General features: G+C 44.8%; 10 protein-coding genes. 3 read left to right on the top strand and 7 right to left on the bottom strand.

Features of this window, described 5'->3' with window-relative positions; all coding sequences use genetic code 11:
* Position 1: 1 nt before the first annotated feature.
* From AC58VC_RS35120 to AC58VC_RS35100, 5 genes are all read right to left on the bottom strand, one after another.
* A complete protein-coding gene (locus tag AC58VC_RS35120) occupies positions 2-691 on the bottom strand; it encodes a YjjG family noncanonical pyrimidine nucleotidase (RefSeq protein ID WP_497376148.1) in 690 nt (229 codons plus the stop codon).
* Between the two features lie 90 nt (positions 692-781).
* Positions 782-1243, bottom strand: coding sequence for a carboxymuconolactone decarboxylase family protein (locus AC58VC_RS35115; RefSeq protein ID WP_497376146.1), 462 nt, complete (start codon positions 1241-1243; stop codon positions 782-784).
* 38 nt (positions 1244-1281) lie between these two features.
* Complete coding sequence (locus tag AC58VC_RS35110) at positions 1282-1743, bottom strand: carboxymuconolactone decarboxylase family protein (RefSeq protein ID WP_497376144.1); 462 nt, start codon at positions 1741-1743, stop codon at positions 1282-1284.
* Between the two features lie 29 nt (positions 1744-1772).
* Positions 1773-2714, bottom strand: a complete 942-nt coding sequence (locus AC58VC_RS35105; protein WP_497376142.1) for an EamA family transporter — start codon at positions 2712-2714, stop codon at positions 1773-1775.
* Between the two features lie 61 nt (positions 2715-2775).
* Positions 2776-3411: an FMN-dependent NADH-azoreductase gene (locus AC58VC_RS35100; RefSeq protein WP_497376140.1), complete on the bottom strand. Its 636-nt coding sequence runs from the start codon at positions 3409-3411 to the stop codon at positions 2776-2778.
* Between the two features lie 233 nt (positions 3412-3644).
* On the opposite strand from AC58VC_RS35100, the gene AC58VC_RS35095 reads away from it, so the two are divergent.
* The 3 genes from AC58VC_RS35095 to AC58VC_RS35085 all read left to right on the top strand — a co-directional run bounded on the left by AC58VC_RS35095 (position 3645) and on the right by AC58VC_RS35085 (position 6267).
* A complete protein-coding gene (locus AC58VC_RS35095; protein ID WP_497376206.1) occupies positions 3645-4148 on the top strand; it encodes an Rrf2 family transcriptional regulator in 504 nt (167 codons plus the stop codon).
* A 253-nt stretch (positions 4149-4401) separates the two neighbouring features.
* Positions 4402-5340, top strand: a complete 939-nt coding sequence (locus AC58VC_RS35090; protein WP_497376138.1) for a permease — start codon at positions 4402-4404, stop codon at positions 5338-5340.
* 18 nt (positions 5341-5358) lie between these two features.
* Positions 5359-6267, top strand: coding sequence for a TIGR03943 family putative permease subunit (locus tag AC58VC_RS35085; protein ID WP_497376136.1), 909 nt, complete (start codon positions 5359-5361; stop codon positions 6265-6267).
* A 63-nt stretch (positions 6268-6330) separates the two neighbouring features.
* Here the strand turns inward: AC58VC_RS35085 and AC58VC_RS35080 are convergent, their stop codons facing one another.
* Both AC58VC_RS35080 and AC58VC_RS35075 read right to left on the bottom strand, forming a co-directional pair.
* On the bottom strand, positions 6331-11391 hold the full coding sequence (locus AC58VC_RS35080) for an S-layer homology domain-containing protein (RefSeq protein ID WP_497376134.1): 5061 nt from the start codon (positions 11389-11391) through the stop codon (positions 6331-6333).
* Positions 11392-12013: 622 nt separating this feature from the next.
* Complete coding sequence (locus AC58VC_RS35075; RefSeq protein WP_497376132.1) at positions 12014-13978, bottom strand: AraC family transcriptional regulator; 1965 nt, start codon at positions 13976-13978, stop codon at positions 12014-12016.
* Between the last annotated feature and the right edge of the window lie 18 nt (positions 13979-13996).

The following is a 13996-nucleotide window of genomic DNA, read 5'->3' as shown; positions in this document are numbered from 1 at the left end:
ATCATTTTGTGGTACAAATATCATATAATTCCGCTAAGTTAGTAATCGTATAGGTACTTTGAATTTCTCCAGCACTTTGTGACCTTCTATTAACCCAACAGGTATCAATGCCTGACAACATGCCGCCTTTGATATCCGTATTTAGGGAGTCCCCAATAATAAGTGCTTCTTTTCTATTAAAATCCTTAATATGACTCATCACGTAATCGAAAAACTTCGTGGAAGGCTTTTGAAATCCAATGCTTTGAGAATCGAAAATATCTTCAAAAAATCCATATAACCCCGACTGCTGCAATCGCTTTATCTGAGTTCGGGTAATGCCATTAGTGACTATGAAGAGTCTATGTGAGACAGCTAAGCTCTGACATAGTTCTAAAGCTCCATCCATTACGAGCTGAGACCCATTACCCAAAAGTTCTCTATATATATTTTCCCATTCGATGCCTTCCACAACTTCTCCAAGGTTCAGCATCGTTTTTGAAAATCTTGTGTTTAACACATCATCCAATACAATATGTCCATTTTCGTAATCAGCCCATAGACCCTTGTTGACAGTATTATAGATTTGGAACAACTCATCCGAAAACGTATAGCCGTGGTGCTCAAATAATTTGGTTAACGAATCCATTTCATTCGCGCCGAAATCTAATAATGTATCATCTAAATCAAATAAAAGGATGTTATAGCTCATTTTTCCTCCCCCAAAAAATAAATGATTATTACGAACGAAATCCCCATACCTAGTTCATGTATGGGGATTTCGCCTCACTTGCCAAATAGGTTATTTACTTGCTGGAGGTTGATAATCTCCTGGTACCATACCCGTGGAAATCGCCATCCGATTCCAACAGTTAATGGCATTAATTGCCATGATTAAATCAACGAATTGTTCCTCATCAAAATGTCTACGGACTTGGTCATACAATTCCTCCGACACGCCTGCTTCCGAAATTTTGGTCACAGCTTCAGTTAACGCTAGTGCGGCACGCTCCGATGGCGTATAGAATGGAGCTTCTCTCCATGCGTTGAGCAGATAGATTCTTTGCTCGGTCTCCCCCATCGCACGCGCATCTTTCGAATGCATATCAAGACAGTAGGCGCAGCCATTAATTTGCGAGGCACGAAGTTTAATCAATTCCACCAATTTGTGGTCAAGTCCGCTCTTCTTCACGTATCCTTCCAATTTCAATAGTGTTTGTAAAGACTCCGGTTGCACTTTCATATAATCCAATCTGATTTCCATGTGTATGACACTCCTTCGTTTTTTTAGTTTTAGTTTTATTATTTACGTACAGGAGGCTGATAATCTCCAGGTACCATGCCCGTCGAAATCGCCATGCGATTCCAGCTGTTAATGGCATTAATCGCCATAATTAAATTGACAAATCCAGCTTCATCGAAGTGTTTACGGACTTGTTCATATAGTTCCTTAGGCACACCAGCATCCGAAATTCTGGTCACTGCTTCTGTTAAGGCTAGTGCGGCACGTTCTGCTTCCGTATAAAAAGGAGCTTCCCTCCATGCGTTAAGCAGGTATATTCTCTGCTCTGTCTCTCCCATCGCTCGCGCATCTTTCGAATGCATATCAAGGCAGAAGGCACAGCCATTAATTTGCGAAGCACGAAGTTTAATCAATTCCACCAGTTTCTCGTCAAGACCGCTTTTTTTTACGTAACCTTCCAATTTTAATAGTGTTTGAAATGACTCCGGCTGCACTTTCATATAATCCAATCTGATTTCCATGTGTATGACACTCCTTCGTTTTTTTATTGTTAACGTAATTCATACTTTTTTTGCGCCGAACTTCCCATTACCGACTGCCCCTTCTTGCGCTTCATAAGCTCAGGCAGGGCAATACCGAATATCGTGATCCCCACACCAAGCCATTGCAGCCAGTTGACGGACTCGCTCAGTGCGACATATGACATGATGACGGCCGTCGGCAGTTCGGCAGCGCTCAAGATTGTAGCTAATCCGCCGCCAATACGCGGCACGCCAATCGCATAGAATAACGGTGGAATGACGACACCAAAGAGTGCTAGCAGCAGCGCCCAAGGTAACAGTCCTTCGTGAAGAGATCCATTTATAAGAAAATGTGGTGGGAACACCAACATGACGAGAATAAACGAGCCAGATAGCATAATGGCGCTACGTGTGATCGGAACGACTTGTTTGGCCGTTTTCCCACTGAACCAAATGAAGAGCGCATAAGTGATCGCAGACAACAAGCCAAGAGCAACACCTAGCCAAGAAATCTCCTTCTGGTCTCCAACCAAATAGCCGCTTGCCATAATAATTCCGATAAACAAGAGGATGAGCGATACAATTTTATCTTTCCCAGGACGCTTACGTTCAATGATTGCTTCGAGCAAGATTCCCATCCATGTAAATTGAAACAACAAGATAATCGCGAAGGAAGCCGATATATACTGGAGCGCCGTATAAAAGAGCATTCCTGTTATGCCTGTCGTCGTTCCTACAGCCATGAGTGAGAGCGTTTGGCGCTTTGTTACTCTAAATACCTGCCGCGCTGCGGGTTGCTTCGTGAATTTCGCAGTGATGAACACCAAAGTCCACAGCATAATCACACCGAACAGATTTTGGCTGCCGACAACCTCGCCGACATGGAATCCAGACTCATAGGCTTTCTTTACAAAAGTAGATAATAGACCGAAGCTGCAAGCCCCAACTAATACAAATAGAATGTATTTCATGATGCCTCTTTTGTTCTAACTGGACCTACCGAGCATCACAATTAGAATATAATGTGTAACCTTAGAAACTTTTGGCTAGTTCGAGCGCTTGTTGAATGGCTTTTTCTTTAATGGCAGGTGCTTGATCTGGTGCTCCCCCCGTGCCCTCTATATAAATAACTTCTATAGATGGTATCCCAATGAATTGAGATATCGCCGTCAAATATCGATGGCCGAATTCGAAGCCTGCTGCTGGTCCCTCTGAGAGCACGCTGCCGGAAGCCTGAATATGAAGCATTTTTTTGTCAGCAGCTAAGCCAATGATCCCTTCTGGTGTATATTTAACGGTTTTTCCTGCTACACATATGGCATCAATATAGGCTTTCAATACAGGTGGAAATAAGTAATTCCATACTGGATTGGCGATAACAATCTTATCTGCCTCTACAAATTGATCAACCAGTTCACTTAAACGGGCCACTTTAGCCTGAGAACCAGCGCTTAATTGATCGAAGGTACCGCCGCTTCTCAATTGGCTCCAGGCATTTAGAACGTCAGCGTCTAGTTGAGGAACATCTACTTTAAATAGATCTAAATGAATAACTTCATCTTTGGGATTTGCTTCACGGTAGGCTTGGATAAACTCGTGACCTACAGACAAACTATAGGATGTACTTTTCTCTAGTGGGTGTGCGGTTACGTACAATACGGTTGACATGATGAATTTCTCCTTTCCGTGAATGATCAATGTTATTTCGCTTGGCATATCGTCGACAACTTTAATCGCCGATTAACCTTGTCTATAATATATCTGTTTCGTTTATCGCTGTCAACCCAAAATTCAAACGCGAGTTATTGGTTAAAAATGCCAAATAGCCCTATTTGACAAGGGTATTAAATCCACCTAAGATGATGGATAAGAACTTTTTTTATCTGAAAGCAGGTGTTTGCATGCAGTATAGTATTGGCGTTGAATATGGACTGCATTGCTTGGTATATTTAATTGATATTCCTCCTGATTCTACGATTGGGATTAAAGAGCTTTCCGCTTTTCAGGGCATTTCCGAGACCTATCTTTCGAAGATTTTCAGTAAATTAACCAAGGCTGGTATCGTGAGCTCTGTCCCTGGGGTTAAAGGTGGATATAAATTAGCCAAGTCTCCTGAGGATATTTCTTTTTGGGATGTAGTTGAGGCTGTTGAAGGGGCTACGCCTATTTTTCAATGCAAAAATATAAAAGATAATACTTATCTATGTAATCGTGATGAAGAGTTTGCAGCATGCACCAAAGCTTCTCCTTGTGTGATTAATATGACCATGCTTGAGGCTGAAGATAGTATGCGCAATGTTCTGCGGAACAAGTCACTTACTTGGCTGAATGAAGAGCTTGATCGCGTATTAACACCTCAATCCCGCAAAAATACTCGTGAGTACTTTGCCAATAACAACTCATAGCTTCCGATTTATCCAGGCAAGATCAAGACACCTGACATCCTTTGATGTCGGGTGTTTTTTCGTTTTTTGTGGATAGAGGAATTGACCATCATCGCTTCTTCTTAATAATTTCTTAACGAAATGATGTTGTAGAAATAATAATCGCTTGTTAAAATCAACACAAAAAAAATGATAAACAAACTAAAAACACAACTTAAATGTTGTTGTCAGTTATTTCTTTTTTTCTTCATTTGTTAAGGAGGCAAGCGAATCAATGAGTTTTCTAAGTGACTTTCGCACCATGGTTCTCGGTATTTTACTAGAGTCGTTTCCGTTTATTCTGCTCGGCGTCGTCATTTCTGCTTTGCTGCAAACATTCATTAGCGATCACACCCTACAACGATGGATACCGAAAAAAACAATTCCCGGCATCCTTTTTGGATGCTTGCTGGGCATCGTCTTCCCGCTTTGCGAATGCGGAATTATCCCTATTGTCCATCGGCTGATCCGCAAAGGCATGCCGCCCTATATCGGCCTTGTCTTTATGGTGGCTGGACCGATTATTAATCCCATCGTGTTTACGTCCACTTTCGTTGCATTCCGCGCTCACCCCGAGATGGCAATTGCCCGTATGGTTTTGGCGTTTGTCACAGCGGCTATTATTGGGCTGTGGGCTGCCCGAGGCGTACGCGATTCTGCGCTTCGCACACCAGTGAACCAAACAATTGAGCAAGTTACTCCGAGCAAAAAAAAACCCAAACGAACTCTCCCGAATAAAACACCAAAATCAGCAGCATGGACAAGTAAATGGCATGAAACTTTGGACCATGCCGCCATCGAAATGTTTGACGTAGGCAAATTCTTAGTCTTAGGCGCTACTGTTACTGCTTTAATGCAAACGGTTGTAAGCAAAAAGTGGCTTCTTACCTTAAGCGATGGGGACTTCACTCCTCATCTGTTTATGATGGGCCTTTCCTACATCCTTTCCATCTGCTCCACCGCAGACGCTTTCGTCGGCGCTACATTCATCCCTGGTTTCAGCCTCGGCTCTGTACTCGCCTTTCTCGTGTTTGGCGCTATGCTCGATATCAAAAGCACGATGATGCTGCTTAAGGTATTCCGAGTCAAAACCGTCGTGACGGTTATGCTCATTTCAGCAGCAGTCGTTCTGTTAGGGTCGGTCGCATTCGATCAACTGTATTCGTACTTATAGAATGGAGGCAAGGTAACTATGCAACAATGGTCCACGTTTGCGCATCGAACAATTCGAGCCGCAGTCTTACTCGCATTCGTTATTTTTATCGTACAGATTAGCCGTTCTGACGCTTTGATTTATTATGTGGCTCCGTCCATGGATCTCTGGGTAAAAAGCCTTGCTGTTGGCATGTATGTGCTCGCGATGCACCAGCTTTATTTGGCGGTTCGAGATATCCGCGCCAAGAACAAGGTACCGGCGACCACCTGCTCATGCTCTGCGCATAGCCACGACCAATGGAAACCTGGCGTTATTTTTATGTACGCGGTGTTGATTATTCCTCTAGTTCTTGCTTTTTCATTCCCTAACGCGGTATTAGGCAGTCAAATGGCGGCCAAAAAAGGGTTAAATTTCACCCCTTCGGGCATCCTAGTCAATAACAATTACGGCGATGCAAGTCCGAACTTAGTCCCGAATGATAAACTGCAACTAGATACAGGACAGACCTTTCCGTTTAATGCATACACCAAGCCTTACGCCAAGCGAGCTGTGGACATGTACAAGGAGCCTCTCATTGAAATTAACGATGACTTCTATATCGAATCGCTGACTTCTCTGGACTTGTATCAAGATCAATTTGTTGGTAAAAAGGTACAGATTAGCGGTTATATTTACCGTCTGGATACTATGAGCAAAAACCAATTTGCCTTGGGAAGATTCTCTATGAGGTGCTGTGTCGCAGACTCTGTACCGCTGGCTATCTTGGTGGAAACCGATTTCTCTCCAGAACAATGGAAAACCGATACATACGCTGTCGCTCTCGGCACCATAGAGAAACGTCAATTTGAAGGCAAAGACGTGTTAGTAATCGTTGCAAAAACGGTAGACACTCAAGATGCACCTACAAGCCCTTATGTCTATCAAAATCCCTACTTTGGAAGTTAGTGCATTCCAAAAAGGATCGCCCAACCCCCTACTTTACAGGTGGTTGGCGATCCTTTTTAATGTCTAGTTCAGAAGGTTGTAAATCGCTTGCGCTGCTTCCGCACGGGTCGTATGCTCTTCGGGTACGAATCGCCCTTCTTGGCGCCCTGTCAATAGCTTTGCTTTCATCGCGCTATTTACATAAGACAAGGCCCAATCACTAATCTCAGATGCATCCAAGCTTGCTTCTGAGGATGGCTCAAGTTTCGTGCCAGATCGATGCTCATAGGCTCGGACGAGCATAACGGCCATCTCTTCTCTGGTAATGCTGCGATTCGGTTCGAATGCTTGCTGGGAATTACCTGTAATGATTCCCGCATGATACGCTGCAGCTACTTCCTTCGAAAACCAGTCACTCCCTGCCACATCACCAAACGGAGACGTATTGTCAGATGAAAGGTTCATCGTTCGGGCTAGCAATGCTGCGAACTCTGCTCGGGAAATGTCCTTACCTGGCGCAAAGGTAGTATCTGTCGCCCCGTTCACGATATGTTGTGCGGAGAGCTCTAGAATTGTCGAGAATGCCCAGTGCTCTTTTGTAACATCATTATACGTTTTCTCCAAAGACATCACTGCAAATTGGCTGAAACTGTTAACCCCTATTTCGATTGCGGTATCTCTATTAACACGTTTTCCGCCCAAATAGGCAAGACTTCCGTCTTTCATGATCTCGTAAATCCCCGCCAACTTCGGGTCCATTCCCGCTGGAATTGGGAACGTCATCGTTACCGACTTTTCAAGCTTAACCAAGTCAACCTGTTTACCGTCAGCACCCGTAGCATAGATCGATAAATCAACTATTTGTCCGCCTAACTTGTAAATACCATTGTCTTTGCGGCTTGCTTCCTGTAGTGTTCGTTCCGCTCGCAATGCTGAAATCGGTTCGATTTTTACAGTAACCGAAGTGGAATTCGAGGGCCCTGACAGTAAGTTACTGGCGGATTTCACCACTTCACCAGGAACGACTAATTTTATGTTCTGCGCTTGAACCTCCAGAGAGTGTCCATTAAACTGCTTGGCTTGATCCATCGGAATAATCAAGCGATTCTTTCCTTCTGTTAATTCAACAGATACGGACGACTTGCCGTCCTTTATGTCCTCATCCTTGATGACTACAGCGTCTTTTGGCAGTTCCGGTTTATCCGGAAGTTTGGTTGTTGATGGTCCTGTTGAACCCACACCTTGATCTGAGTCTGAGTCTGAATCTGAGACACGATCAACTTTAATTACATAATTTTTGATTGTGCCGTCCTGTGCCTTCACCACAACTGTGAACGTATTATAGCCGACACTTAGCGTACTATTCCCTATAATAACCACCGATGCTGCGATATCCTGGGTGGCATATGTCACAGTTGCCACAGTTGTGCCATACGGTACATTAATATCGTAGGTCAGCTTGTCCGAAACGAATCCACTCAACGTCGTTCCATTCACGCGCAGATCAACTAAATTTGCGTTGGACGATAACGCTTGGGGTTGTCTGATTACAATAATGCAATACGTACTCTTGCTCGCTCCATCTTGCCCGGTCACAGTAATGGTTACCGGGTTAGCACCGACGATCAAATCTTCACCGCCACTCACGACTACTATTGCAGCAGGACTTGCTTTCTCATAAGTCACGGTTGCTACGGTTGTAAGATTAGAAACTTCAACCGAGTAGTTCAGCGTCCCTGGCGTGAATCCGTTCACCGTCGTTCCATTCACACGCAAATCAATCAAAGAACTGTCAGACGATGGCGGCAGAGATTGTCTGTTTACCACAATGTTGTAAACACTTATCGCGCCATTTTGCGCCGTTACCGTAACGGTAATCGGATTAGCACCAACGACCAGATTGTCACCGCCTTGAACCACTACGGTTGCAGTAGGATTCGCTTTCTCATAGGTCACAGTTGCCACGGTTGTCCCATAAGGTACCGACAACGCGTAATTGAAATTGTCCGGATCGAAACCACTCAATGAAGTGCCGTTCACTTTCAAGTCCGTCAAATAACTCGCATTGACGCTTGAGACTTTTTCACCTGTAAAATCGATTTCACTCATACTGGTATAGACTGCAGCAGGGTTATAGGTTCCGGTTACGACAAATTTCACATACCGCCCCTGCAGCGTTTTGTCCAAAGAGACATAATCTTTATAAACCGTACCTGTCCAGGTTTGGCCAAAGGTGCCAGCAGCTTTATTAGTAGCACTCGACAAGAATGCAGGATCACTTAAGTCAGCCAAATTATCCGAAGCATACATGTCAAACGTTTTAGGGTAATCATTATTACCTTGATTTGGACGGCTCTTTCTCTGAACACCGCTCAGTTTATGCGTGCTCTCCATATCGATAATGACCCAATGCGGCAAAGGAGCAGCTGGCGCTTGATAGTTAGTATGCCAGATTGTCGTTTCCAGGCCATCTAGAATATGCTCGGCAGCATCACCATCATTATCTGCATAAGAGCTATAGGAATTAATCGAAAACTCTGTTTTCGGAATAAATGTATAAATGATACCGTTCTGAGCTGCTCGCAGAGCCCAAATCAAATCTAGATAAGCCTGATCGATCACCGTTGCTACGGAGCCGGAAGTCAGCGATTTTGCTGCCGAAATCTGGACTGCCAGCGCATTTTGCACCTGCGCAGGAAGCGATAATCCCGTTGTTCCCGTAACATGGGCAATGAATTGCTCGGATTCTTGAATTTTTGCGGTCAACTGACTGAAATTGTATAGAGAGTCTGATGACTCTTCCTTGTAGGAGTCGGATAACGCTTTGGCTTCTGTTGCAGACAAAGCGCGTTTCCATATTTTCAAATCGTCTAGCGTAACGTTCGCTCCGCCATTGCCTTTATTGCCGTCTGCCCCAAGAATAATGTTAAAAGAAGTATCCATACTGAGAGCACCTAGCACCGAGATGTCTTTGGTCATTTTTACAACGCCATCCACATAGGTTGCAGCTGAGTTATGTGCCCGATCTACGGATATCGTAAAGTAGTGCCACTCCTGACCCACATTTGATGCTGAATAATCAATTCGGTTACCCCCAGAAGCCATGTTAAGGCTCATGCTGTTTGTAGAGGCAGGACCGACATACCAGCCTGGATTTCCACCGGAATTCCAGTTTTTATTGGAGAGGATCGTCTGATCTCCTGCCAGATCGCCCTTATGCCAGAACGAAAGTGTGAAATCGCCACTTCCGAACTTTAAGTCGTTTCTGGCGCCCAGATCGACATAGTTGCCACTACCTGCTGCAATATTAACAGCTTGTCCCGATTTGCCTTCGACGAAGGTGACATTGCCGGTTGGAGCAGCCAATCCCGTTGCACCGGAAGCATCCTCATTCAGATTGCCGTTAAATTTCATATCCGCAACGAGCTGGTTCCACATCGTTGCTGGGTCGATTGGCGTCGATCCAGGCGCGGTTCCTTCCGTCCGGTAAGATGTCTGCAGAGGAGCGCTTTTATTACCGTAAGAATCGACCGCAGTTACTGAAATGACGTAGGATGTTGCTGGAGCCAGGCCAGCCATCGGAATATTCATTTTGTTCGGAATCGGCGAAAAGTAATAATCCGATAAAACGTTGTAGGATTTCACGACATCAGCCGTTCTTTGGTCATACAATTTGATTTCGTAGTGATGCATGGATTGATCGTCTTTGGCTTGTCTGAAAGAAAGTACCGGCACATGATTGGTTCCGGGTAATACCTGAAGAATGTTATTGACTGGAAATTGGGGGGCTATCTTGTTGCGGTTGCTTGATGTGTAAGTGAAGTTGCTTTTAATTTCTGCATTGGAGTTTCCTTGTAGTTTCACAACCCATTTCTTACCGGCTAAAGCGCCAGCGCTGGAGTAAGGGGGCGGGGTACCCGCACCTTCATTTCCTATCCCTTGCCATAAACCCCCATTAATGATGGAGCCAGGATCACCGTTATACTCCACTCGCTCAATCTCGATGCGATCGCTGTACACCTCAATAAATTCAGATTGGTTATCCGGGAACTGGTCACGGTTATCCATTAGACCTTCATGTGTGACGGCCGCATATCCGCCCTCTGTTTCCACATAAGACATAGATCCCAGATTGACCGATGTAAAATCTTTCTGATAAATGGCACGGTCATCGTTAATGTTCAAGTGCGAGTGGCCGGATAGAACAACGACTTGCGGAAAGTTTTGCAAATCCGTATACAAGTTCGCATTCGTTGATTGCTGTCCGTCCATAACCGTACCGCTAATCGGATGATGCAACGTAATAAAAATCGGCTTGTTAAGGTTCGCCGGATCTGCCGTCAGTTCTGCGAGTCTTCCCTTTAACCAGTTTCTTTGGCCTGTATCGCCGTTGTAATTGTTCCCGTTCAGAAAGAAGAAGGAATAGCCTTTGATCGTCTTCTCGTAAAATCCGTTTGCCTGGCTTGTGAACCATTCAGCAGGATAACCATTTTTCACATCGGCAACACTAGCGTCATGGTTACCGATGGCAATCTGTACAGGCATATCGTCCCAGCCTTTTCGTGCCATTTGTTCCTGAAATACTTCGTGAACAAATGTATGATCTGGCCCCTTCCCATCGCCGTTATCATTAATTAAATCGCCGCCGATCACAATGGCATCTGGCTTAAAAATGGAAGACATGACGTCAAAATTACTTGTATATCTTGCTTTCGTGCTCAGTTTATCAGCATCATTGTTCCTACCGATGTGGAGATCAGACATCGCTGCGAATTTCAGCAGCGGTTGTTCGGATGTCTTGATCATATAGCCGTATGTTCCGGCTTTACTCCAAACGCCATCTTTCAAGGCAATAACGGAAATATTCGCTGACTCTGTGATGACGATCGGCGTCCCATTAAACTTAAAGCTGGTTTCGTCTGGCAGCATGCCGTCCAGCGTGTAATAGATGTCTGCTCCCGGTGTTGAGGAAGTAAGCATTACGCTGACAGGCTGTTCATATCGGCCTGCTGGTACGGAAGGTGCTGGTCTCTCAACTGTGGACGCAAAGGCAACAGGGATAAAACCCGCTCCCGCTGAATAAACGACGGAGCAAGCGATGGTACAGGCCATTAATGCGGATACCACTTTCTTGGCATTTAACATGATGAGTCCTCCTTATAATATCTTCGATTTGCCACTCGATGTGTTCAAAGAAAAAGTCTGACTGACCTGAAGAAAACTAGCCTCCTTTTACATAAAAACAACAAACAATCACGATAAAACATTTTATTTAGTTGTTTTTACATAGTATTTAATTGTATTCTATTGGTTTTTTATTCGTGGAATGTTAATTGGATGTTGTGTTTTTGTAAACCTACAAAAAAAGAAGCAGTCACAAAAGGTTTTAAAAAACCTTCCATGACTGCTTTCCTCGATCAATAAATTATGGAACAAGCTTCCAACGCTGATTGGTTCCCCGATATGAACTTTCACCCCTAGGGTCTCCACGCTGCGCAAGCGTGTTTTTCATCGTTACAGCGCGCAACTCGCGCGTTCAGCATGCGTTAACGATGAAAAACATCTTTACAGCGGCGAGACCGCTGGATGCGAGGGCTTTCCACGCTACGTAAGCGTGTTTTTCATCGCTACAGCGAGCAATTCGCGCGCTCAGCATGCGTTAACGATGAAAAACATCGCTACACCCGCGAAACCGCCACCTTCGCACATTTTCCACAATAAAAAAAGGCCTTGAGCCGGCAACTGCCGATCCAAGAGCTTTTTTCACTTACTTCACAACGCTTTTCAGAACATCATCAATCATTTGGCTGTTCGCAATAGTACCTGTGTATAACCAGCTGGAGTTGTTGTCAAAGTCATAAACTTGACCTTTTTTCACAGCAGGAATCCCTGCCCACACGGGATCTTTGAGAATTTCTTCTTTGCTCACGCCTTTGCTGTTCACAATGAACAAATAGTCGGCGTCCAGCGTAGCGAGCTTCTCCATGGATAGGGAGAGCCAGTTAGCTGTTCCTGTTTTGGAAGCTTCTTGGACGACACTTGGGACGTTAAGTCCCAAATCTTTGTACAACACATCGCCACTCGATAATTTCTCGCTTACTACATAAACAGCCTTAGCCGTCACCCAAAGCGCCGCGGCCTTTTGTGTGCCGATCGCTTTTTGCAGCTTTTCCTTAGCATCCTTGGCTTTGTTGTCGTATGTACCCAGGGCTTGCTTAGCTTCCTTGCTCTTGTTCAGAACTTCACCAATGGTCAGCAGCTCTTGGCGCCAATCATTGTTTTTCTCGCCACCAACCGTGTAGGTCGGAGCAATCTTGGAGTACTGATCATATTTATCACCTGCAACAGTTTCCGCGCTGTCCATAATGATCAGATCAGGTTTAAAGCTCATCACAGCTTCAAACGGAAGATCAAAAGGAATCGTCGGAATGCCATTCAGGTCTTTTTGCAAATAGTTTTGTACGGACGTAGTCCCTTTATTAATGGACCATTGCGCAACAGGCTTAACTCCCAGAGCTACCAAGTGATCCTCTAAATATGAAGCGATAACACGTTGCGGATTGGCTGGAACCTTCACTTCATGTCCTAATGCATCTTTTAAAACCCGTTCGCTAGCGGCTTGCTCTTTGGTGCTGCTCGTGGAAGCTGGCGCTTGCCCGTTATCCCCTGCTGGGCTTGATGAACTTGCGCATGCCGTTACGAATAAGGTAAGGCTGAGCAATAAAACTAAAGCAATAGACGGTTTGGAACTTCTGTACATTGGTAATACCCCTTCACTCCTATATTGAGAATGATTATTATCCTCATGACTAGTATGCCCTCCCCGCCTGCGCAATGCAATGGAAGATATAGACATCAGGAATGGATTATTGAGACTGTGAAGGGGCGTTTGGTGATTTTCCTTAAAATGAACCGGTGCGATGCCTGTATGCTTTTTGAATGTGCGGCTGAAAAAATAAACATCCTGATAGCCAACGCCAGCTGCAATTTGCTGAAGCGTAGCATCCGTATCCAGCAAGAGCTTCTTGGCTTTTTCCATGCGATACCGAATCAGGTAGTCAATCGGACTGGCGTTCATATGACTATTGAACATACGCGTCACTTGCCTTGGGCTGCAGTCGAGCACTTCCGCTAATCGCTCCAGCGTAATCGCTTCTGCGTAATGCTCATGGATGAAGCGAATCGCTTGCGTGACCGGATCCCCTTGAATCATCGGCACATTCTGGTCATGAAGCTGGCATATCAGCTCGTAAATGAAATTGTATAGCAATGTTTTGGCATGCAATTTCGATAACCTGCTGGCGTCGTTCCACTCTTGCTCGAGCTGCTCCAGGTTCTGATAAAGCACCATCGGCAGTTGAGGAGAGAAACTGTACTGTATACAAAAGGGATTACTTTTATCTATGTATTTCAGTTTATCTTTCATCGTAGGAAGCGGAATGCTAGCCTTGTACAGCACGAGGTAATACTCGAAAATATCCTCCGTAAGCTCGATATCTAGGTAGCTTCCTTTCCCGCTGTGTAGGAGATGGAATTTATTAACGGCATAGTCGCGATCATCGAGCGCAATGTTCGCACCGCCTTGCAAGGCAAAGATAAAAGCGTTCGAAGGAAGTCGGTAGGCGCGCAGCGCTTCGCCGGATGTCATCTTCACATGCCGTACATCCATGATTTTCACAGCAGCCTGGTACCATAAATGGAGTTGCTCATCTAGTTGCATGTCCCCCGCCATATTCATCCCCCCTTGTCC

The sequence above is a fragment of the Paenibacillus sp. J22R67 genome (genome assembly GCF_059692175.1).
The sequence above is the reverse complement of the archived record's forward strand: the minus strand, read 5'-3'. Positions and strand labels throughout refer to the sequence as shown.